Genomic DNA, 18,110 nt, shown 5'->3' on the forward strand with positions numbered 1-18,110 from the left:
CTTGAAATTTATTTCTGGTATGAAGATAGATTTTCCTGCTTCAATGATAAACACATACGAAAGACGGACACCGGAAAAGTTCGGGAGCCCGCCTCATTATACATAGCGCTATTTTGTTTAAACCGGATATGGAATAGGCGATATTCAGCTCATGCCTGTAATTAACACTCGACGTTCTTTCCACTCGGCACGGCGATAAGCCTGCAGCAGACCGAATTTACGGATACTCGCTTTCGGCACCGATTTGTAAGGCATATTAACCGTAAATTCCTCATCAAACGGCACAAAAGATAATCCCACTTTCTCATTGGAGAGCCACTCGGCATGAATGGGTTGCCTTGAACAGGCATCGAAGGTACAGCCGAGTCCTTCGGCGAAAAAATCATAACGTGCAGCAGGTGTGCCCGGCTCCTCCATACAGAGAAACAGACTGAGTTGATCACAGAAAAGCATGATTTCCACATCATTTTTCAGCCTGAGCTTCAACGCCTCACCACCACCAAGCTGCTGTTCCCAACGTAACTGGTGCTCCCGTTCATCATTCAGATACTCCCTGATGTCTTCATCGTCATTGGTGTTAGCACCCAGATTGTTTTGAAACAACTCTGTATACATCATGCTGCACAGCAGCCCGGCATACAGGTTTTTCTCACGAACCTCTTCAATACCTTTACGGTAAAATACAAATCGCGGACGTAGCGGAAAATCACGAAAAGAATATGGGATCTGACTATAATCATTCCAGAATGGCGCCGCATCCAGTTCAATCCATCCCCGATCATGCTCTCTTGCGGCAAGAATCAGATCTTCCCGATGCGCTTCATCCGTTAACAATTCCGTTTTCCAATGGGAAGCCATTTCTCCGGCTACTAGTCCATGCTCATGCTGTGCGGTCAAAACAAAATCATGCTCTCTCTCATATACGATCATTTGCTGTCACCCTCCCGCATGGTATACGTTGACTTTAACATAATTTGGTTTACAATTTCCTATAAGTTGCTTTTCATTCAACTTTCAGGGAATATACAAAGGAAGCATCAAATGTAAAGGTGTTGTCAGTTCCCTGAAATTTGGTACACTAAAGATTGTGCCAACATAACACTACATACAGAAAGCGGGATCTCATGAATTTATACTCTCCTTACACCGAGTTTAACCGCAAGGAATGGGCTGACTTGAAGAAACATCAGACCACTCTTCCACTAACCAAAGCGGAATTGGAACAGCTAAAGGGATTAAATGAAGAAGTATCCATTCAAGAAGTTGAGGATATTTATCTACCTCTTACCCACTTTATTGACTTATATGCAGGAGCTTCACGAGAGCTGAATCACTTAACGGCATCTTTTTTGAAAAAAGAAGCACATCACGCTCCCTACATTATCGGTATTGGGGGCAGTGTTGCCGTGGGCAAAAGTACAACGGCCCGTCTGCTTCAAGCTATGCTAGCCAGAGGTAAAGGAAATCCCAAGGTGGATCTGGTCACAACGGATGGTTTCCTGTATCCCAATGCCGTGCTGCAAGAGAAAGGCATCATGAACCGAAAGGGATTCCCGGAAAGCTACGATATCAAGTCACTGATTCAATTCATGGGTGATGTCAAATCAGGCAAACCCGAAGTGATGGCTCCCGTATACTCCCATCTTGCCTATGACGTCATTGCAGGTGAGGAGAAGGCCATCTGTCAGCCGGATATCCTCATTATTGAAGGAATTAACGTGCTCCAGGTCAAAAAGGAAACTCCATTGCTGGTCAGTGATTTCTTTGACTTCTCCATCTATATCGATGCGGAAGAAGAGCATATCCGTCACTGGTACATTGAGCGCTTCAAGCTGCTGCGCAATACAGCGTTTCAGAATGAGAATTCCTTTTTCCACAGTCGTTTCGCCAATCTGGAAGAAGATGAGGCTGTTCTTACGGCAAGTCAGATCTGGAAAGATATCAATGCCAAAAATTTGCATGAAAACATTCTGCCAACCAAAGGACGAGCCCGGCTGATTTTGAAAAAGGAAGCCGACCATTCCATTCAGCGCATCCAATTGCGTAAGCTATAAGCGTCATAATGAGCAGAAACATTCTGCTTAATACTCATTAAAAAGGAGACAAGACACATGCAGACCCTGGTTATACTCGGAAGTATCATGATGTTTCTTGCTGTTGCCCTCGGAGCATTCGGTGCGCACGCACTCAAACGCAGATTGTCTGCTGATATGATCAAAATATACGAGACCGGTGTCCAGTATCATCTTGCTCACGGGCTCGGAATCATTCTTCTCGGCCTGCTCGCTGATCGGCTGGAGCAACCTTCTCTGGTTATACTGGCCGGATGGCTGCTATTCGCCGGCATTCTCTTGTTCTCGGGCAGCCTGTATGCCCTAAGTGTAACTGGAGTTCGAAAACTGGGTGCGATCACACCGCTCGGCGGAGTAGCATTCTTGGCCGGTTGGATCATGTTATTAATCGCCGCTTTGTAGAACCAACATCGTAAACGGAAAAGAGTGTTCTAGCCGATCTTACAAATCGCTGGAGCACTCTCTTTATGTTTAACTTCGCCATATACGGCGAATGCTGTGTGTGACTTCATCACCCTGCTGTTTCTCCAGAACATATACATCAGGATTAGTTAGACTTTTCCACTCTTCGAATCCAAAGGATGCATCATGGCTTCGAATGAGCAGAGAGAGCATATTGCCGTGTGTAATCACAGCCGCGCCATGCTCAGGTCGACGCCACAACTCGTCCAATACTTCAAGACCCCGAGCTGTTGCGAAACGTGAAGATTCGCCGCCTTCTTCCATCCAGTCTTCGTCCTTGTATGTACGTTCAAGCACATCCATCCAGTTATCCAGATGAAGGGTACTAAGCACCCTCTCTTGAAGACGTTCATCCGTATGTATATGTTGCAGGACGGTTTTGCCCAGTGGCGCTGCGGTCTGAAGTGCCCTTTTCCACGGGCTCGACACAATGTATTGTATAGGGTGGTCCGCCAACATCTCAGCAAGTTCTTCTGCCTGACGAAGTCCTTCATCTGTAAGCTCAGCATCCGGTTCTTGCCCGGTTGCTTGGGCATGACGGATGAGATAAATAGACTGCATCGACCCTCACCTCCTGTTGATTCAACTTACATTCGATGCTTCTCCAGATATTGGAGTGCAATATGCATGTTCTCCCGGTCTTCCAAACGGCCAGACGAACTAAGAAAAGTAACGTTATCCTCGGCCCACATGCCCTGTTGATCTGCCAACCCAAGAAGCTGCTTCAAACGGTTAACCGTTCCCGTACTGCCATCAATAATCTGTATGTGATCTGGCAGAACCGTACGCAGAATGGATGTATAGAACGGATAATGCGTGCAGCCAAGTACCACTGTACCGTATAAGTCCAGATCAAGATCAGCCAGCTTGAGACGGAAGTACGACGCAATCTTCTGTGGATCAAAATCCAGCTGCTCACACCATTCCACCAGTTCAGGCAATGGAATGGAATCGACACTGTGGTGATCATCCACACGGGATACCAGCTCATGATATTTGGTTTGACTCAAGGTCAAGGCTGTAGCAAATACAAGCACCCTTTTGCCGCTTCTTCGATTCATCTCCACAGCCGGTTTCACAGCAGGCTCCATCCCGATAACGGGGATATCATACCTGGCACGCAAATCCTTCACGGTCAGACTTGTCGCTGTATTGCAGGCAATCACGATCGCTTGCACATTTTCCTGAACAATAGCCTCCACACAATTGAAAATATGTCCTCTTACCTCATCCGCTGACTTGGTCCCATATGGAACATGCAATGTATCGGCATAATACAGAAACGATTCTTCAGGGAATTGATGCAAAGCCTTATGCAAGACGGTTAAACCACCGATTCCCGAGTCAAAAAATGCAATTTTCTTCTTCAAGGGTTTCACCTCTATAACGTATTCTTTCAGGTTCCTGGAACCTCTCATTCCTGCTCATGATGACTGGGAGGTGAGTTATGTTATTCCGGGTCATCACAGTCGTTAACGCTTGACGACCTGCGGTGATCGTTTCGGTTACGGATCGTTCTTTCGATCGCTGTTGTCTCCAAATTTTTTGATATATTTTATAAATGTGCAAATCGGAGACAAAGGCGAACGCTACCGCTTCTTCAGAATCGATTCCGTTCCCTCCACTACTTTCGCTGTAAATCATACACTAACGATGATGAGTCATTATCATTATTCTACCTTCATTTTATACTGGCTGAGCCAGTCTTTGCCACTTTTCCAGTGGTCAACGGGATTACGTTCTCCGAGCAGCTCAGTACTTGCCTGAGCCATGATCCATTCCTTAAGCCCGTCGTGCGAACTTGATTCCAATTGCTGAATTAGAACGTTCAGTCCCTCTTCACCCGTATCCAGAATTTGAACATATGCCTCAGTGTTAGCACCAATATAATCACCTGGATTACTGCTGGTCAGAAGCATCTCAGGACCATTCAGGATTTGCTGAAGGTTGCTATCAATCTTCAAGCTTACGTCCTGACTTTGCGTCTGATTAGAGCATGCTACCAACATCCATGCAATACATAGCAATACCGTGCCGCTCTCAATACGTTTGCGAATCATGGAATCACTCCGCCCTAGTTCCAGCATCAATTTCCATTTTTCTTCCGTTAGCTCCTGTCCTGACAGGACCTGTTTTCGGAATTCAACCACTTCAAACCCAAATGATCGATACAATCTACGTGCCCCCGACAGAGACTCGTTGGTCCATAATATGATGGATGAATAACCTTTTTCTCTGGCGAAATGGACAGCCTGCTCGATAAGCTGGCGTCCCCAGCCTCCATTACGGGCTTCCGGCTCGATGAGGAACCAGCGCAATTGAGCTGTCTGTTCATCCAGTTGAGTCAGACCAATGCAGCCAGAAGCTGTCTGATTCAGCTCAATAATCCATACCATTTCTCTCGCGTAATTGCCGGAGCGTTTAAACTCATTTACGGCATCTTTAATAAACTCGGCAAAGCTATGATCATAATTATACTCATCTCGATAGATACGGATATGCGCTTCAATGACATATTCCAGGTCCTTTTGTACAAAGGTCCTAATCATTGCTGCAGCACCCCTCATAATTCCGGGTTTCAACACAGCGGATTGACACCCTTCATTTAACATACATGTAATTCATCCTTTATGACGAAGTCGTGATGCTGAAATCCACACCAAACTGGATTAGTCCCAGCTTACGGGCAACAGTCTGCGAAGCTACATTGTCCCAAGATGTACTATAGATCGGAATGCGCCCATCCTTTTTAACATGATGCTGCCAGCACTTCACCGCCTCCACTGCATAACCATGCCCTCTGAAACCAGGCGCGGTATAGAGACTTGCCTCGGCACCCTGTTTGGATACACGGGCTGAACAACATACAGCGACTGCTGAATCCTCCATGACATAAGCGGCAACGGGTGTTTTTTCATGTAGACATTCTATTAATTCAGGAAAATGCTCTGCCAGTAGAAAAGAACAATGACTATCTATAATCTGAACATTTGGATGCCATTCGCCACACTTCTCGGGAAAGACATAAGCCGGGCCCATCCATACACTCTTCACGGGCTTAAACGTCTCAACTCTCCGAATCAGCTTCGCAATATCGAGCGGAAGCTCAGTGTCACAGCCTAGCTCCTCAATCAGAGTGAACGGCAATTGCTCATGAAAATAGGAGCATTGCCCCATAGAAGTTATCCCGATAAATAAGGCTGGAGCCTGCCCGCTATCCGGTTCATTAATACTTACCAGACGTTTCTGATCGTCCATCGTATACAGTGTATCTGCCTGAATTTCCATCATATCCATGGGTGAAAGGTTCGATATAGGATTCATAATTGCGGAACTAGTTTCTGCAATAATGGTTCACCTACACTTCTTTTTTCAGCTCCATGCTGCTGAAATTCAGGTATTATTCCTGACATCGTATATTTGCACATTGCCTATACCCCCTCATTAATTTCCATTATACGGTATATTACGTGCAGTTACGAATCCAATGTGCACAATTGCGTATGGGTATTATACGAGAGGATTTTACGAGTGAGACAACCATTCCGTGTTATCTTATTTATCCTGCAGCACGGCTTTTTTCCATGCAGCACCTAATTCAGCAACCGACGCATAACGACTTGCCCGCTCAGGGTCTACCGCACGCATAACCACCTGGTACAGCGCTTCTCCACCATCCCACCTGGCATACGAACGATCCAACTCGCCCCCAAGCAATGAGAAAGCCATTGCTCCCATATTGAACACATTCGTAACTCCATCCATTGGCGCACCCAACTCCAATTCCTCAGGAGACATAAAGCGGGATGAACCCCACATCCGTCCCATCGTATTCACAAAAGAACCCTTGCGATACAAATCAATATCGCATATTTTCATCGTTTGCTTGTCAAAATCATAGATCAGACTGCCATCGTAAAAATCAACAGCCACATACCCTCTCCGCTGCACTTCGATATGGAAATCCAAAATCTGCTCCATCGCCTGAATGCGCGTCTTTACAGTAAGCTGTTTGAATCGATAATAGGGGGAACGCGGGTCCTCATATTTGGCTGGGGGTGGAAAGTCCCAATGGGAATGCAAACACTCCCCTTCCACCCAATTGAATACACAGGCGTAGCCATGTTCCGTTGCAAAATGATTCTTTAATTGAATCAATGTGTCGTGTGCCAAATCTTCATATATTGAAACGGACGATTTCAGATAATTAATCGCTTCGGCAGGCGTCCCTGTCTCACCCGCATGGATCGTGCGTGCTCCAGCATATTTCACGAATTTGCGCTCTCCGTCCTGACCCAGAACACCAAAGGACAAATTGCCGGAATCCTGCTGATCAAACACACGAAATACGGTACCCAGGTTAGCAAGCCACTCGAATGAATGAGGTTCTTTTAGCACAAAGGAAATGCCGTCAAGTTCAAGCTGAACTGCTTCCGTCATATGTCACCACCTGTTTTAACATGCTCGCCTAAATTCAAACGTTCAGCATAAAAGTACGTCATATGCGCCTCATCGTAACCCTTTTCCTGAACGATCAGCGCATTACGCTCAATGCCATAGGTTTCAAATCCAGACTGCTCATATAATCGTCGGGCTGACTCGTTTGTGGTAACCACACTGAGATTGATTTGTTCTATGCCTTCCAGCTCCCTGCCCCGCTCCAACACTTCGCGGAGCAATCTGGAAGCAAGGCCACGTCCACGATATGGCGGTGAGACATAGACTCCCCAGATATAACCTTTGTGCTGTAGCTTAAGTCCATGTTCCCGTTTGAATCCCATCGTTCCTGCAAGGGTGCCTTCTTCGGTATATGCCCCCAGAATGTAATCATCAGCTTCATTATGTATACGTTCCTGTACTTCACTCATGGGAAGCTGAATCGACATTTCAAACGAAGCGCCGAAGGCTTCCGGATGATTTTTCAGCGCCTCCAGCCGCAAAGGCCAATACTGCTCTGCCTCATCGCTGCGTATATTGCGAAGGATGAACATGTCCTCCTTTTGACCTTTCTTCATTCTTCAACAACTCCCTGCATGTCATAAGGATAATCGATCTGGAGCTTAACATTCGCTGCGGCTTCCTGGCCTGCAAGCAGACCTACGACATAGATTCCAAGATCGATGGACGTCGCTACGCCCCCAGCTGTAATCACATTGCCGTCTTTTACAATGCGGGTTTGAATCACCTCGGCAACATAAGGCTCAAGCAGATCATAAACATTGGGATGCGTCGTTGCTTTTTTACCTGTTAAAAACCCCGCCGCCCCCATCAGCAAAGAACCTGTGCACACGGATACCTTCAACGGAACATTCTCGGCCTGCCTCAGCCAGCCCACAAAAGCCTCATCAAATCGAAGCTTGCGCGTTCCCATGCCACCAGGCACAAATACGAGATCATATTCCGCCAAATTAGGCTTCACCCGGTCCACCTTCAACGATAAACCCGATTCGTCCGTAACTTGATCTGTCATCGCACATGTTTCCCATGTGGTACCTTTGGTTTGTTCAAAGAAATTCAACCGATTGATCACATCATAAAATCCTGCAAAATCAAGGAAAGTCAAACCATCAAACAAAACAAAAGCGATTTTCATATGAAAGTCCTCCAGTGTTTTTATTTCGACGCATCCCGCTCCATCGCTTCTTTTACCCAATCTCGTTCAGGCAGCTTGCTGTTAATACGGAAGAGAAGTCCTACAATCGACAAAAGTAAAATGACGACAATAATTTCGAACATGGAAAAATTCCCCCCGGCGTTGATTTTCATGTTTAGCTCCTATTTCAGTCCACGCGCGATAATCCACTCCAGCCATTTCCATGGCAGCAGCAATTTGCCGATGATAAGTAAACGCGAGCCTTTGCCCAGCGCATAACGGAGCCTTGGTGCACGCATCCGTGCGATACGGGCAATCAGATCGGCCACTTCCTGCGGATCAGGTGCAGTCTCTCCAGCCTGCTGGGAATAACGGAGAATCGCATCCAGCTTCTCTTTATATGGAGAGCCATCGCTCCTTTGGATTTCACCCAAACCTTTATTCCAGATAGGCGTGCGATACGAACCTGGCTCTACCAACACAACCCGAACGCCGAAAGAGGACATTTCGTGACGCAAGCTTTCGGTGAAACCTTCCACAGCGAATTTGGATGCAGCATACGGCGCATAACCCGGAAAACCGGACAATCCACTCACGCTGGACAAGTTGATGATCAATCCCTGCTTTTGCTCACGCATGACAGGCAGGACAGCACGCGTAACGGCAACCAAGCCAAAGAAATTCGTTTCCATTTGCCTACGCCAATCGTCCATGGATACTTCCTCAATAAATCCGCCAAGCGCAAATCCTGCATTGTTCACCAACATATCGATTCGCCCATTGTTCTGTAGTACCGTCTGCACAGCCTTCTGTACCGAATCAGGATCCGTCACATCCAGGCGAATATACTGCAACCGATCCGAAATCCCCGCCTGCTTCGCCAGCCTTGCCATTTCTAAATTCCGACTCAAATCACGCATCGTTGCCACAACACGATATCCTTGTTTGGCCAGCGTAATCGCCGTGAGCATGCCGAATCCGCTTGATGTGCCTGTAATTAACGCCACGGGAGCATTGTCGCCAATGCTCTTCCATGTGTCCTTTGTTGAGCCTGTTTGGCTTCCTTTATGTTCTTCCTCTATTGGTATCTTCTGTTCCTTCATCTGTTTCACCTCTTCCCTCGGTGGATTAATCAGCATTCACCATACACACGCTGCTCCCGACACGCGATGTAGCAGTGCATATAAACAGAAGTCGGCATTATAACATCTCATTCAAGCTGTCTCTCCACTCTGCGCAGCTTTGTAATTCCCGGTTCAAACGTATAGGGAACGAATTGGATGTCGGGTATACTACACTCCAGCCTCGCACCCAGCTTCATTAGTTCACACTGTACTTCGGCCTCCACCTGCTGCATCCCTTCTCCTCCTCCGAGCCGAAGCGATATCTCCAGCGTCCCGTTACCACGCTGTACGACGCGATAATGTTCGATATTCGGAGAGGCTGCAATCACCGCACGCGTCACAAAATCCGGAAATACAGGTACGGCTTCACCCATTTGTCGATGTTGAAAATAAAGCGTGTCATCACAGCGGCCCTCGATCCGCTCAATAGCAGTGAACAGAGAACCACAGGAACAAGGAACCGCTGCCTCGGTCAGAATGTCGTTCAGCCGATACCGAATAATCGGCTGTGAGGTTCTGGAGAAGTCCGTGATAATAGGTACGAACCTCCGAGTCGCAGGATCAATGAACTCTTTTTCAATATGAACGATGTCTTCATTCAAATGCAGCGTACCAAAGCGACAGGTCGCGCCCAGGAACCCTTCTGTGCACTGGTACACTTGATGAACCGTTTGACCAAAGACATGCTCCAGTACCTTGCGATCCAGCGGGTCCAGTACTTCGGCAACCGAAATGATTTTGTCCGGTACAGCGGTCAATGTGCCTGATATATAAGCGTCAGCCAGCATTCTTAGCATGGAGGGTGGTGCTACCCATACGGTAGGTCGGTATATTTCCAGACGTTCAACCAAGGTATCGACACGCTCCAGCAGGTCAAAATATTGAAATTGCAGCCTGCCCCGCTGTACCGATTCATACAGATTACTGTTGGCCCGCAGGAAAAAGGCGATCTTGGCAGGCTTCCATAGTCCGCCAGGCAGAAGCTTGGCCAGCACTGTCCCTGTCCACGCATCCTGCTCCCGATCACTCACCAGGAAGAGCCCCCGGTTACCTGATGTACCCGAGGACAAGCCCACTGTCACGCCCTGAACGGATGGCTTAAAATCACGCGTTTCCTCGCTTTCCCCGGCGAGAGCCATCGCTTCGTCCTTGGAAATGCCCACCGTGTTGAGCCGATCGAAATGCTGCATCATGATTATTTTGTCAATCAGCTGAAAGCTTCTCCAGTTGGATGCATCAACATCACCCCACCACTCCCGGTAAAAAGGGGACTTTTCACGAACACGTTCCACTTGCCGAATGATCTGGCGTTCCTGCCAGCGTTCAAGCTGCGCCCTCGTTTTCCATTTTCTCAATCCCCGTGCAAGTGCATAATGATAGACAATACGCAGTGTATTACTCATATATCCTCGGCCCCTGTACCCCAAGAATCCAGCGCCTCACGGCAATGACTGGGCACAATCCGAATCTCGGGAAACTGCTGATGCAACTGAACCAGTTTGTCAAAATTCCTTCGATACTCCAAACGATCCGACATAATAATTCCAGCGAGTGGGTGAGGTCTGCGTTGTTCCTGAAAAGCACGACTCGACCACACCGCGTCCGCACACAGAAAATAGTCATGCGCCTCTGTACGGAGCAAAATCCCCATCATGCCTTCCGCATGACCCGATACGTCAACACCCAGCAGACTGCCGTCATCGAAAATATCGTATACCTCAGAAAAAGGAAAATGCTCCCCGCTCTTATCCATCGCTCCGGCTGCTTCGTAACAGGCAATGATCGGGCATCAAAGTCCTCCGGCAGCAGCCCGGACAGAAACCCTGCCTTTACAGCCGCAATGGGTCCAAGTGAACGCACCGCATCGTAGGCTCTTGGCAGATAGATCAGCTGCGCCTGTGGGAAATCCCGCACACCTGCAATATGATCACCATGAAAGTGCGAGAGGATGATATAGCGAATATCCGATGCTTTCAGCCCTAAATGAGCCAGAAAATGTACTGCGCTGTCTTCTTCACGATATACCACAGGTGTAATATGACGATACAGTGCGTTTGGCAAGTGAGCGGTTTCCTTGAAAAAACGGGAGCTATACCCCGTATCCAGCAGAATTGGACCATATTCAGGATGAATGATGCAGGCAAATCCTGCCGGAAAAGCTACAGGACGTAAACTTCCTCCACGCAGCGTCAGAAACTCTGGATGTGTGCAGTATCCTGCTGCGCCCAAATGAAGTTTAACCGAAGTTGTTGTCAGCATGATTCAGCCCTCCACCAGTCTGCAAATTGTTGTAATCCCTCATCAATGGTCACCCGAGGCACATACCCAGCTTCTCACAGGCATCCGTAATATCCAGCGTCTGTGGGATAGACAACGAACCCACCGTATATCGTGTTAATTGAGGTTCGCCCAAGGCAGGAAACCAGCGGTGCACATATTCCAGTAATGCGGCTGCTCCGTATACTGCTCTGTATGGAATGTTTCGACGGCGTAATGGCATTTCCAACATTCCAAACAACGTGCTCACCAAAGTTTGGAACGCTCTCGGATCTCCATTGGAAATATTGTAGGCACGACCCAGCGCTTCTGTCTTGGCATCCTTGCATAACAACAGCGCATCCACCACGTTATCCACACAAGTCAGGTCAATGAGTGCCTGTCCGCCTGCGATCATAGGTACACCCGATTTGGCATTTGCTGCAACGATTCTGGAAAAAGGGTCTGGTCATACGGGCCAAAAATAGCTCTGGGACGAATCATGATCGATGGAAGTCCATTGGTATGAGCCTGCAAAACCACTTGCTCGGCAAGCCGCTTGGTGGCTGCGTAATGATTAGCTGATTTGGATGGCAAGGGATCATTCTCATGTATGTCATATCGGGGATTATAATTAAAATATAGGCTCGGCGTGGAAACATGGACGAATCGCTGTACGCCACCTTTTATACAACGATCTACCAAATGCTGTGTCCCCTCCACATTGCTGCTGTAAAAATCCCGATATTTGCCCCATGGCGACGATAATGCAGCACAGTGAAACACAACATCCTGGCCCGAACAGGCCTCATTCACCGCCGCCTGATCCCGTATATCTCCGTTGTAAAATCGGATGCCTGCCGCCTCAAGCTGTGCACCGTGCTTTTGCTGGCGTCCCATACCTGTAACTTCCCAGCCTTGCTCAGCAAGCCGTATCGCCAGATGTCTGCCCAGACATCCGGTTGCGCCTGTAACCAATGCTCTATTCATCGTTGTTCACCGTTCCATTCTATGTCGTGAGTCAAAGCTTCAGTCAGCGAAAGCTTATGTTTCCTTGCCAGACGCCAGGCGGTCAGTACAACTGCAAATTGCTCAAACCAAGGTTTCGGATCGTGTCTCTGGTACACCACATCCCTCGTTCCTCGCCAGGCTGTTATCCATGCCCCCAGGGAACCCTTCCGCCAGAGCTGCTGCAATCCACTCACCAGCATCGGGAGTGTTAACATCGCCTTACTGCCCTGCTCGGGGGTAACTACTTTTGTTTCTTTCCCCAGTTCGTATTCGTCAGGTGCAATTAAAGCACGGACCAAGCCATCGCCAGGATGAAACAAATGGATACCGCTCGTCGCCCTCGGATTACACTCAATGGCATACAATTGCCCATCCTCTGTTTCGATAAAATCAAAACCAATCTGCCCGCTAAACCCAGTCGCGTGCACAAATTTCCTTACCCACTCGTAAACTCCTTCATGCTCTACATGTTCAAAAAAAACACTCGCCCCCACGCTGCCCGTTCGGTAGCGACTGTCGTAGGTCGTATGTGCAACGATTTTACCTTCGTATGCTACGCTGTATGTACACAACATTTGCCCGGCAACGTAGGCCTGTGCAACCCAAGGGGAAGCCACGGATATTTCCACGTCACCAGGAGGACCGTTTTGTAAACGGTACTGCTTCATATTACCCGTATATTTCTTCTTATCAGATGGTCCTCCATCAAAGTCTGCTGTGGAGGATATCGGCATACGAACTTTAGCAGCAAAGCGGGAGTATACGGGCTTCCATACCCACTCTCCCTCCATTTCCAGAACAGGCTGTGCTTCCAACCATTCCTGCCGACTGTTGATCAGGCGGGTATCCGGAACCGAAAGACCAAGCGATTCTGCAAGCTGGATAAAATCATATTTATGATGTAATTCATGCAGCTGCTCTATAGACGAAACGAGTACACGGCAGTGGTCGCCCAGACGTTCTGCTCCTTGAGCTATATAAAAAACTTCCTCACACATCGGAATCAACATGTCGATCTGCCAGGCTTGAACCAGACGCTCCATCTCTAACAAGTAATTCTCTGTTTCATGACGTGGAGATGGGACCGTAAAGCACTGCTCCACTGCACTGGACAATCTGCACAAATGACGCACCGCGCTCTCCGCGACGTAAACCCGATGCCCAGCCTGCTGAAGCATTCGTGCCAGATCGAGTGTTACCGGGGCCCGGCCGCCCGTAAGCAGCACATTTAAGGATACTGATGCATGATGTTCATTCTTCGTGGATCTAGTAGTCAAAAATGAGTCCCCAGTGACAATCCAGCAGCTGTACCGATCATTAACACCCGATCTCCCCGCTTAATGCGCTGCTGCTTGATCGCTTCATGCAATCCCATCGGAATGGAAGCGGCAATGGTATTACCGTGATTTCGTGTAATGTCCATAAAACGATCCTCTTCAATTCCCAGCTTTTTACGGATCAGCCGCATCGCCATCGCACTTCCCTGATGTGGAATCACCAAATTGAAATCCTTCATCTGATTACCGGTCGCTTGCAGCATATCGTCAATAAATGCTGGAAGTAATCTGGAAGCCATACGAAAGATGGCCTGTCCATCCATATGAAAAAGAAACGGCTCCGGTTGATCTGCCACATAATTCGAGGCATGCAGACGAGTACCTCCACCTGCGATTTCCGAAAACCGCGCGCCGCGGCTATACGTTTTCAACGAGGCATGTACGATCCGTGAAGACTCTCCTTCAGCGGAGCGTTCAATTATGACAGCAGCGGCTCCATCACCGAACAAAGCAGCACTTTCCTTGTTCGACCAATTTAATCCCTTCGAAGCGATCTCCGTAGCTACAAGCAGCACCCTTTTATAACGACCGGCATCCACCATGTAGGAGATAACATCCAATCCGTTCAGGAAACTTAAGCAGGTCGCATCCATGTCAAAAGCCGGTACACCTGAATCCTGTTCCCCCATCGCCTGCTGAATGAATACCGCTGTACTGGGTAAAGGTTGTTCCTTTGTCCCGCTCGTGCACACCAGACAGTCTATATCCGCAAACGTCAATCCTGCATCCGCAAGTGCGGCTTCGGCAGCCCTCGCTCCCATGAATGAAGAGGTCTCTGCACCGGAAGCGTAATGGCGCACACCTACACCTGTTGCCTTGCTGACCCAGCCCGCAGGCACGTGCAAACGGCGATCCAGCTCCTCATCCGTGACTTCCTGTTCAGGTAAATACTTGCCTGTTCCAACAATCCTCACTCTTCTAAGCTGCATATGACCTACCTCTTTCTATCTTCTGACTAATGAATATATAGACTGACACTCCGCTGACAGAACCACCTTCCGATCGCTGTTATGCTAAACGCCAAAATGAAGGGCAGAAAATACAGCGAAGGGCAGATATCTCTGCCCCTCCGGTTTTGTTTTTATTCAGTCACACTGATTCATTTCCCTGCTTCAAAATCTCGGCCAGAGCAAGATCAAGCGTATCGTATTTGAACGTAAATCCTTCCCGTTCAAGCCTCTCGGGGATCACCCAGCGACTTTTGAGAACCAGTTCTGTTTCGGTCCGAATGAATCGCGCTCCCAGTTCAAGCATCCAGCGAGGCGAAGGAAGTCCGAGCCGAACTCCCATCTGCCGCCTCAGGCTCTCCATAAGTTGGCGGTTCGTGACAGGATGCGGAGAAGAAGCATTAAATACACCTTCCAGTTGCGGACGCTGCTGAACATAGAGCACCATGCGGAACAAATCCTCTATATGAATCCAGCTAAACTGCTGGGTTCCCGGTCCTTGTGATCCACCCAGGCCAAAACGGACCAGATTGGTCAGTGGCTCCATGACGCCGCCTTCTCCCAGAACAATGGCAATCCGTAATGCAATCTGGCGCGTAGACAGCAGACTGAATTCAAAAAAAGCCTTTTCCCACGCCTTGGCGACATCCACCGAAAATCCGGAGCCAATCTCGCCCTCTTTCTCCGTCATAGGACGATCTTCTGCATGTCTATATATTGTGGCCGTGCTCGAATTAATCCATAGTTCAGGAGGGTTGCTACAGGCCAGAACAGACTCGCCCAAAGTGCGGGTTGTCCGGGTTCTGGATTCCAGAATGATTTTGCGGTTCTCGTCCGTGTAACGGCAGTTTACGGATTTTCCGGCCAGGTTAATTAGCAATTCTGCACCTTCAAGTGCCTGATTGATTTCAGCCTGGTTCTCCCAGGCAATATGACCGGGCTGACGTGAGATAATGAGCACCTCATAACCAAGCTTTATGAATCTTTGGGCAAAATCCTGACCAACAAACCCTGTTCCACCCGCCAACACAACCTTTTTCACGGTATCCCCTCATTTCCCCATACTGGGTAAAGCAAGTACGCTATATATGGACTAACACCTTCTGCGACTGTTTTGTTTTATTTTAATTTGCGCCCAATGCTGCGTATAAGCGATTGCGTTCTTCGATCGCCCATGCGTTTGTTGGGTTTTGCTCCAACTGATACCGAAGCTCGTCATGGAAATCATGAATCATGAACCCTTCAGGCAAATTCCCCAGCATAGCTGTAAAATTGTATTCTGGCAGTTTTCTTTGTCCTTTACCGATCTGCTTCAACCATTCCATCCATTCGGCAAGCGTCAGTACTTCTTCCTGCCATAGCTCGGCCTGTAGTCCAAGCGCATCCTGAAGCTGCTCATAACCAAATGGCTCAGAGAAGGGGCGGCATGCTTGCACAGCCAGTTCATACAACTCGATTACTGCGAGTCGTACCTCATGCTCAAGCTCGATTTCCACCCCTTCCATGAAGTCCTGAACTTGAATTGTCAGCCCGTCATCATATAATAATGGTGCCTGTGCCAACAGACGTACAATCTCTTCCATGTCATGCGCTGAAATTTTCTTTTGCTCATAGAGAGCAGGTAACCTATATGCTGTAATGATCATTCACTCCTACATCGTTCTTCTATTAATGACGTATATTATATCATGCTTTGGTGGGTTATCCTTGAATCACTTTAACGATAACAAAAAGACAACCTTACTCTTTCAGGAGAGCATAGGTTGCCTTTCGTGTTCCTATTGGAGAAGCAAACATCGTCTAGATAAACGCTTTAACCGCTGCAAAATACTCACGGATCATATTAATCGGTTTCAGATAGCCCGGTGATGGAGCCGAGATGCCGTATTCGGCAGCGTAACCGTTCTTGGCCGCCAGATACTTGGATCTGAACATATGGTAGTCACTTGTGACAATCATGATCTCGGGATGCTCCAGCCCGGATGCATCGATGATTTTTTTGGAAAAAGCCATATTCTCCTGGGTGCTCGTTGATTGATCTTCCATAATGACTTGTGCAGGGCTAATTCCCTGATCAACAAGGTAGTTTTTCATGGCAAGTGCTTCCGGAATCGATTCTCCAGGCCCCTGCCCGCCGGACACAATCACTGGCGTATCAGGATGGCTACGAATATAGTCCAGACTGGCATCCAGTCTTTGTTTTAAGGTCAATGACAATTCCGTTCCCTTGATGCCCGACCCCAGAATAATGACATAATCCGCTTCTTCCGGATCATTCGCACGAAGCTGAGTAAACACAAGCGCTTCAATAATGACAAATGAAACCGCAGCGATCCCGAACCCTGTAAGAAGGATGCGTTTTAGCAGGATATGCTTTTGATAATCAATCCGTCTTAGCACGATAAAAGCTACAGTGATCATGCCAAAAAACTTCACCGCGAAGTTCCAGCCCCAGAAGACCAGAAAGAACACCAAACATGCAATGAAAATAAGATCAAGAATCAGCCCTTTTTCTTGTATAAACTTTTTCATAAATCCAGTAACACTCCTTCTCGGGCCTTCACTTACGTCATATGCCCTTGATTCAGGATCTTATAATCGTAAGCTTGGGCCACTGTTGTTGCCAGCACTTCTTCTCTACACGCTGATTATAATAGTCTGCATCCGTGAAAAACGAACTTTGGCGTACGATTAACGTATACAGATCTTCCAACCCATGCGGGGCACAGATATCCACCTGATCCTGTTCATCCAAACGTACACCAATAGCAGTCACGATTTCTGGCCAATATCGAAGAGCATCTTCTGTGGATTGATACGGCTTGTCTCCATTGTGCAGATGCATCCTAGCCTGGTTTTTCACCGACCACTTCAAATTACCCGTCTCTTCGCGAAGCCCTTGTTCCAGCAGTTGATCCCGCTCCTCACGCATATCTTCCGTATCATAGTAAACAACATCAATATCGCTGTGCAGTTCGCGAAGAGGATAGCCATGAAGCACATCCCAGATATAATTGCGAATATACCCCGCACCTATGTAACACTGAGGCAGTTCAAGACTGCGAACCCGCCGCAGGTCGTGCATGAATTGTCCATGCTCCGTAATCGCCTGAATCAACTTTTCCTCATGCAGCATATAGCGTCTCTCCCTGTTACTTTGTCTTTTTAATTGTAGAGCTACCATTGCTCAATTTCACTTTACCGAAACACTCTTGTTCCAATATATCATGTTTGAGTACCCTCAATAAAATAAACAAATCCCCTCAGGAGTCACCTTAAGCTCATCTGATCAGATGTTCCTTAAGATT

The 18,110-nt window shown here is 47.8% G+C and carries 23 protein-coding genes; 2 read left to right on the forward strand and 21 right to left on the reverse strand.

Annotated features, from left to right (window positions below; genetic code table 11):
- Window positions 1-144: 144 nt before the first annotated feature.
- Complete coding sequence (locus tag ACTWJ7_RS25975; protein ID WP_301881576.1) at window positions 145-930, reverse strand: DUF3891 family protein; 786 nt, start codon at window positions 928-930, stop codon at window positions 145-147.
- A gap of 194 nt (window positions 931-1,124) precedes the next feature.
- Between ACTWJ7_RS25975 and coaA the strand changes: the two genes are divergently transcribed.
- Together coaA and ACTWJ7_RS25985 are read left to right on the forward strand one after the other, a co-directional pair.
- The gene (gene coaA / locus ACTWJ7_RS25980) at window positions 1,125-2,054 is read left to right on the forward strand and encodes a type I pantothenate kinase (protein ID WP_301881579.1); all 930 of its coding nucleotides are present in this window, start codon (window positions 1,125-1,127) and stop codon (window positions 2,052-2,054) included.
- A gap of 57 nt (window positions 2,055-2,111) precedes the next feature.
- Window positions 2,112-2,474 (forward strand): DUF423 domain-containing protein, encoded by a 363-nt coding sequence (locus ACTWJ7_RS25985; protein WP_301881580.1) that lies wholly within the window; start codon window positions 2,112-2,114, stop codon window positions 2,472-2,474.
- A gap of 69 nt (window positions 2,475-2,543) precedes the next feature.
- On the opposite strand, the gene ACTWJ7_RS25990 is transcribed toward ACTWJ7_RS25985, so the two are convergent.
- The 20 genes from ACTWJ7_RS25990 to ACTWJ7_RS26085 form a co-directional block, all read right to left on the reverse strand.
- A complete protein-coding gene (locus ACTWJ7_RS25990; protein WP_079346283.1) occupies window positions 2,544-3,095 on the reverse strand; it encodes a histidine phosphatase family protein in 552 nt (183 codons plus the stop codon).
- A 26-nt stretch (window positions 3,096-3,121) separates the two neighbouring features.
- Complete coding sequence (gene murI / locus ACTWJ7_RS25995) at window positions 3,122-3,952, reverse strand: glutamate racemase (protein ID WP_301881583.1); 831 nt, start codon at window positions 3,950-3,952, stop codon at window positions 3,122-3,124.
- Window positions 3,953-4,204: 252 nt separating this feature from the next.
- Window positions 4,205-5,083 carry a GNAT family N-acetyltransferase gene (locus ACTWJ7_RS26000; protein WP_443145988.1) on the reverse strand — a complete coding sequence of 293 codons (879 nt, stop codon included), beginning with the start codon at window positions 5,081-5,083 and terminating at the stop codon, window positions 4,205-4,207.
- A 79-nt stretch (window positions 5,084-5,162) separates the two neighbouring features.
- Window positions 5,163-5,831, reverse strand: coding sequence for a GNAT family N-acetyltransferase (locus tag ACTWJ7_RS26005; RefSeq protein WP_179132683.1), 669 nt, complete (start codon window positions 5,829-5,831; stop codon window positions 5,163-5,165).
- Window positions 5,832-6,089: 258 nt separating this feature from the next.
- Entirely contained in the window at window positions 6,090-6,974 is an 885-nt protein-coding gene (locus tag ACTWJ7_RS26010) for a serine/threonine protein kinase (protein WP_301881587.1), read from the reverse strand.
- Window positions 6,971-7,549 carry a GNAT family N-acetyltransferase gene (locus ACTWJ7_RS26015; protein WP_301881588.1) on the reverse strand — a complete coding sequence of 193 codons (579 nt, stop codon included), beginning with the start codon at window positions 7,547-7,549 and terminating at the stop codon, window positions 6,971-6,973. The genes ACTWJ7_RS26010 and ACTWJ7_RS26015 overlap by 4 nt, the downstream gene beginning before the upstream one ends.
- On the reverse strand, window positions 7,546-8,127 hold the full coding sequence (locus tag ACTWJ7_RS26020; RefSeq protein ID WP_301881589.1) for a DJ-1/PfpI family protein: 582 nt from the start codon (window positions 8,125-8,127) through the stop codon (window positions 7,546-7,548). The genes ACTWJ7_RS26015 and ACTWJ7_RS26020 overlap by 4 nt, the downstream gene beginning before the upstream one ends.
- Before the next feature lie 20 nt (window positions 8,128-8,147).
- Window positions 8,148-8,270: a hypothetical protein gene (locus ACTWJ7_RS26025; protein ID WP_256984806.1), complete on the reverse strand. Its 123-nt coding sequence runs from the start codon at window positions 8,268-8,270 to the stop codon at window positions 8,148-8,150.
- Window positions 8,271-8,309: 39 nt separating this feature from the next.
- Window positions 8,310-9,230, reverse strand: coding sequence for an SDR family oxidoreductase (locus tag ACTWJ7_RS26030; protein ID WP_301881592.1), 921 nt, complete (start codon window positions 9,228-9,230; stop codon window positions 8,310-8,312).
- Between the two features lie 107 nt (window positions 9,231-9,337).
- Entirely contained in the window at window positions 9,338-10,654 is a 1,317-nt protein-coding gene (locus ACTWJ7_RS26035) for a F390 synthetase-related protein (RefSeq protein ID WP_301881594.1), read from the reverse strand.
- Window positions 10,651-10,905: a hypothetical protein gene (locus ACTWJ7_RS26040; protein WP_443145989.1), complete on the reverse strand. Its 255-nt coding sequence runs from the start codon at window positions 10,903-10,905 to the stop codon at window positions 10,651-10,653. Before ACTWJ7_RS26040 ends, ACTWJ7_RS26035 begins: the two co-directional genes overlap by 4 nt.
- A complete protein-coding gene (locus tag ACTWJ7_RS26045; protein ID WP_443145990.1) occupies window positions 10,902-11,510 on the reverse strand; it encodes an MBL fold metallo-hydrolase in 609 nt (202 codons plus the stop codon). The genes ACTWJ7_RS26040 and ACTWJ7_RS26045 overlap by 4 nt, the downstream gene beginning before the upstream one ends.
- Window positions 11,511-11,559: 49 nt before the next feature.
- The gene (locus ACTWJ7_RS26050) at window positions 11,560-11,925 is read right to left on the reverse strand and encodes a hypothetical protein (protein ID WP_443145991.1); all 366 of its coding nucleotides are present in this window, start codon (window positions 11,923-11,925) and stop codon (window positions 11,560-11,562) included.
- The gene (locus ACTWJ7_RS26055; RefSeq protein WP_443145992.1) at window positions 11,922-12,497 is read right to left on the reverse strand and encodes an NAD-dependent epimerase/dehydratase family protein; all 576 of its coding nucleotides are present in this window, start codon (window positions 12,495-12,497) and stop codon (window positions 11,922-11,924) included. The genes ACTWJ7_RS26050 and ACTWJ7_RS26055 overlap by 4 nt, the downstream gene beginning before the upstream one ends.
- Window positions 12,494-13,795 carry an ATP-grasp domain-containing protein gene (locus tag ACTWJ7_RS26060; protein WP_301881601.1) on the reverse strand — a complete coding sequence of 434 codons (1,302 nt, stop codon included), beginning with the start codon at window positions 13,793-13,795 and terminating at the stop codon, window positions 12,494-12,496. Before ACTWJ7_RS26060 ends, ACTWJ7_RS26055 begins: the two co-directional genes overlap by 4 nt.
- Window positions 13,792-14,784: a beta-ketoacyl-ACP synthase III gene (locus ACTWJ7_RS26065; protein ID WP_443145993.1), complete on the reverse strand. Its 993-nt coding sequence runs from the start codon at window positions 14,782-14,784 to the stop codon at window positions 13,792-13,794. The genes ACTWJ7_RS26060 and ACTWJ7_RS26065 overlap by 4 nt, the downstream gene beginning before the upstream one ends.
- 160 nt (window positions 14,785-14,944) lie before the next feature.
- Window positions 14,945-15,844 (reverse strand): TIGR01777 family oxidoreductase, encoded by a 900-nt coding sequence (locus ACTWJ7_RS26070; RefSeq protein ID WP_301881605.1) that lies wholly within the window; start codon window positions 15,842-15,844, stop codon window positions 14,945-14,947.
- An 82-nt stretch (window positions 15,845-15,926) separates the two neighbouring features.
- Entirely contained in the window at window positions 15,927-16,448 is a 522-nt protein-coding gene (locus ACTWJ7_RS26075; RefSeq protein WP_301881607.1) for a hypothetical protein, read from the reverse strand.
- Window positions 16,449-16,602: 154 nt separating this feature from the next.
- Window positions 16,603-17,334, reverse strand: coding sequence for a YdcF family protein (locus ACTWJ7_RS26080; protein ID WP_301881610.1), 732 nt, complete (start codon window positions 17,332-17,334; stop codon window positions 16,603-16,605).
- 52 nt (window positions 17,335-17,386) lie between these two features.
- Complete coding sequence (locus ACTWJ7_RS26085; RefSeq protein ID WP_367620555.1) at window positions 17,387-17,938, reverse strand: nucleotidyltransferase family protein; 552 nt, start codon at window positions 17,936-17,938, stop codon at window positions 17,387-17,389.
- Window positions 17,939-18,110 lie beyond the last annotated feature (172 nt).

Origin of the sequence: Paenibacillus sp. 1A_MP2 (genome assembly GCF_052244825.1) — a bacterium.
GTDB lineage: Bacteria > Bacillota > Bacilli > Paenibacillales > Paenibacillaceae > Paenibacillus > Paenibacillus vandeheii.

What these genes read in the sequence shown, in the direction of transcription:
- ACTWJ7_RS25975 (WP_301881576.1), bottom strand. Translation starts at nt 930, where the DNA reads ATGATCGTATATGAGAGAGAGCATGATTTTGTTTTGACCGCACAGCAT.
- coaA (WP_301881579.1), top strand. Translation starts at nt 1,125, where the DNA reads ATGAATTTATACTCTCCTTACACCGAGTTTAACCGCAAGGAATGGGCT.
- ACTWJ7_RS25985 (WP_301881580.1), top strand. Translation starts at nt 2,112, where the DNA reads ATGCAGACCCTGGTTATACTCGGAAGTATCATGATGTTTCTTGCTGTT.
- ACTWJ7_RS25990 (WP_079346283.1), bottom strand. Translation starts at nt 3,095, where the DNA reads ATGCAGTCTATTTATCTCATCCGTCATGCCCAAGCAACCGGGCAAGAA.
- murI (WP_301881583.1), bottom strand. Translation starts at nt 3,952, where the DNA reads ATGAGAGGTTCCAGGAACCTGAAAGAATACGTTATAGAGGTGAAACCC.
- ACTWJ7_RS26000 (WP_443145988.1), bottom strand. Translation starts at nt 5,083, where the DNA reads ATGATTAGGACCTTTGTACAAAAGGACCTGGAATATGTCATTGAAGCG.
- ACTWJ7_RS26005 (WP_179132683.1), bottom strand. Translation starts at nt 5,831, where the DNA reads ATGGATATGATGGAAATTCAGGCAGATACACTGTATACGATGGACGAT.
- ACTWJ7_RS26010 (WP_301881587.1), bottom strand. Translation starts at nt 6,974, where the DNA reads ATGACGGAAGCAGTTCAGCTTGAACTTGACGGCATTTCCTTTGTGCTA.
- ACTWJ7_RS26015 (WP_301881588.1), bottom strand. Translation starts at nt 7,549, where the DNA reads ATGAAGAAAGGTCAAAAGGAGGACATGTTCATCCTTCGCAATATACGC.
- ACTWJ7_RS26020 (WP_301881589.1), bottom strand. Translation starts at nt 8,127, where the DNA reads ATGAAAATCGCTTTTGTTTTGTTTGATGGTTTGACTTTCCTTGATTTT.
- ACTWJ7_RS26025 (WP_256984806.1), bottom strand. Translation starts at nt 8,270, where the DNA reads ATGTTCGAAATTATTGTCGTCATTTTACTTTTGTCGATTGTAGGACTT.
- ACTWJ7_RS26030 (WP_301881592.1), bottom strand. Translation starts at nt 9,230, where the DNA reads ATGAAGGAACAGAAGATACCAATAGAGGAAGAACATAAAGGAAGCCAA.
- ACTWJ7_RS26035 (WP_301881594.1), bottom strand. Translation starts at nt 10,654, where the DNA reads ATGAGTAATACACTGCGTATTGTCTATCATTATGCACTTGCACGGGGA.
- ACTWJ7_RS26040 (WP_443145989.1), bottom strand. Translation starts at nt 10,905, where the DNA reads ATGATGGGGATTTTGCTCCGTACAGAGGCGCATGACTATTTTCTGTGT.
- ACTWJ7_RS26045 (WP_443145990.1), bottom strand. Translation starts at nt 11,510, where the DNA reads ATGCTGACAACAACTTCGGTTAAACTTCATTTGGGCGCAGCAGGATAC.
- ACTWJ7_RS26050 (WP_443145991.1), bottom strand. Translation starts at nt 11,925, where the DNA reads ATGATCGCAGGCGGACAGGCACTCATTGACCTGACTTGTGTGGATAAC.
- ACTWJ7_RS26055 (WP_443145992.1), bottom strand. Translation starts at nt 12,497, where the DNA reads ATGAATAGAGCATTGGTTACAGGCGCAACCGGATGTCTGGGCAGACAT.
- ACTWJ7_RS26065 (WP_443145993.1), bottom strand. Translation starts at nt 14,784, where the DNA reads ATGCAGCTTAGAAGAGTGAGGATTGTTGGAACAGGCAAGTATTTACCT.
- ACTWJ7_RS26075 (WP_301881607.1), bottom strand. Translation starts at nt 16,448, where the DNA reads ATGATCATTACAGCATATAGGTTACCTGCTCTCTATGAGCAAAAGAAA.
- ACTWJ7_RS26080 (WP_301881610.1), bottom strand. Translation starts at nt 17,334, where the DNA reads ATGAAAAAGTTTATACAAGAAAAAGGGCTGATTCTTGATCTTATTTTC.
- ACTWJ7_RS26085 (WP_367620555.1), bottom strand. Translation starts at nt 17,938, where the DNA reads ATGCTGCATGAGGAAAAGTTGATTCAGGCGATTACGGAGCATGGACAA.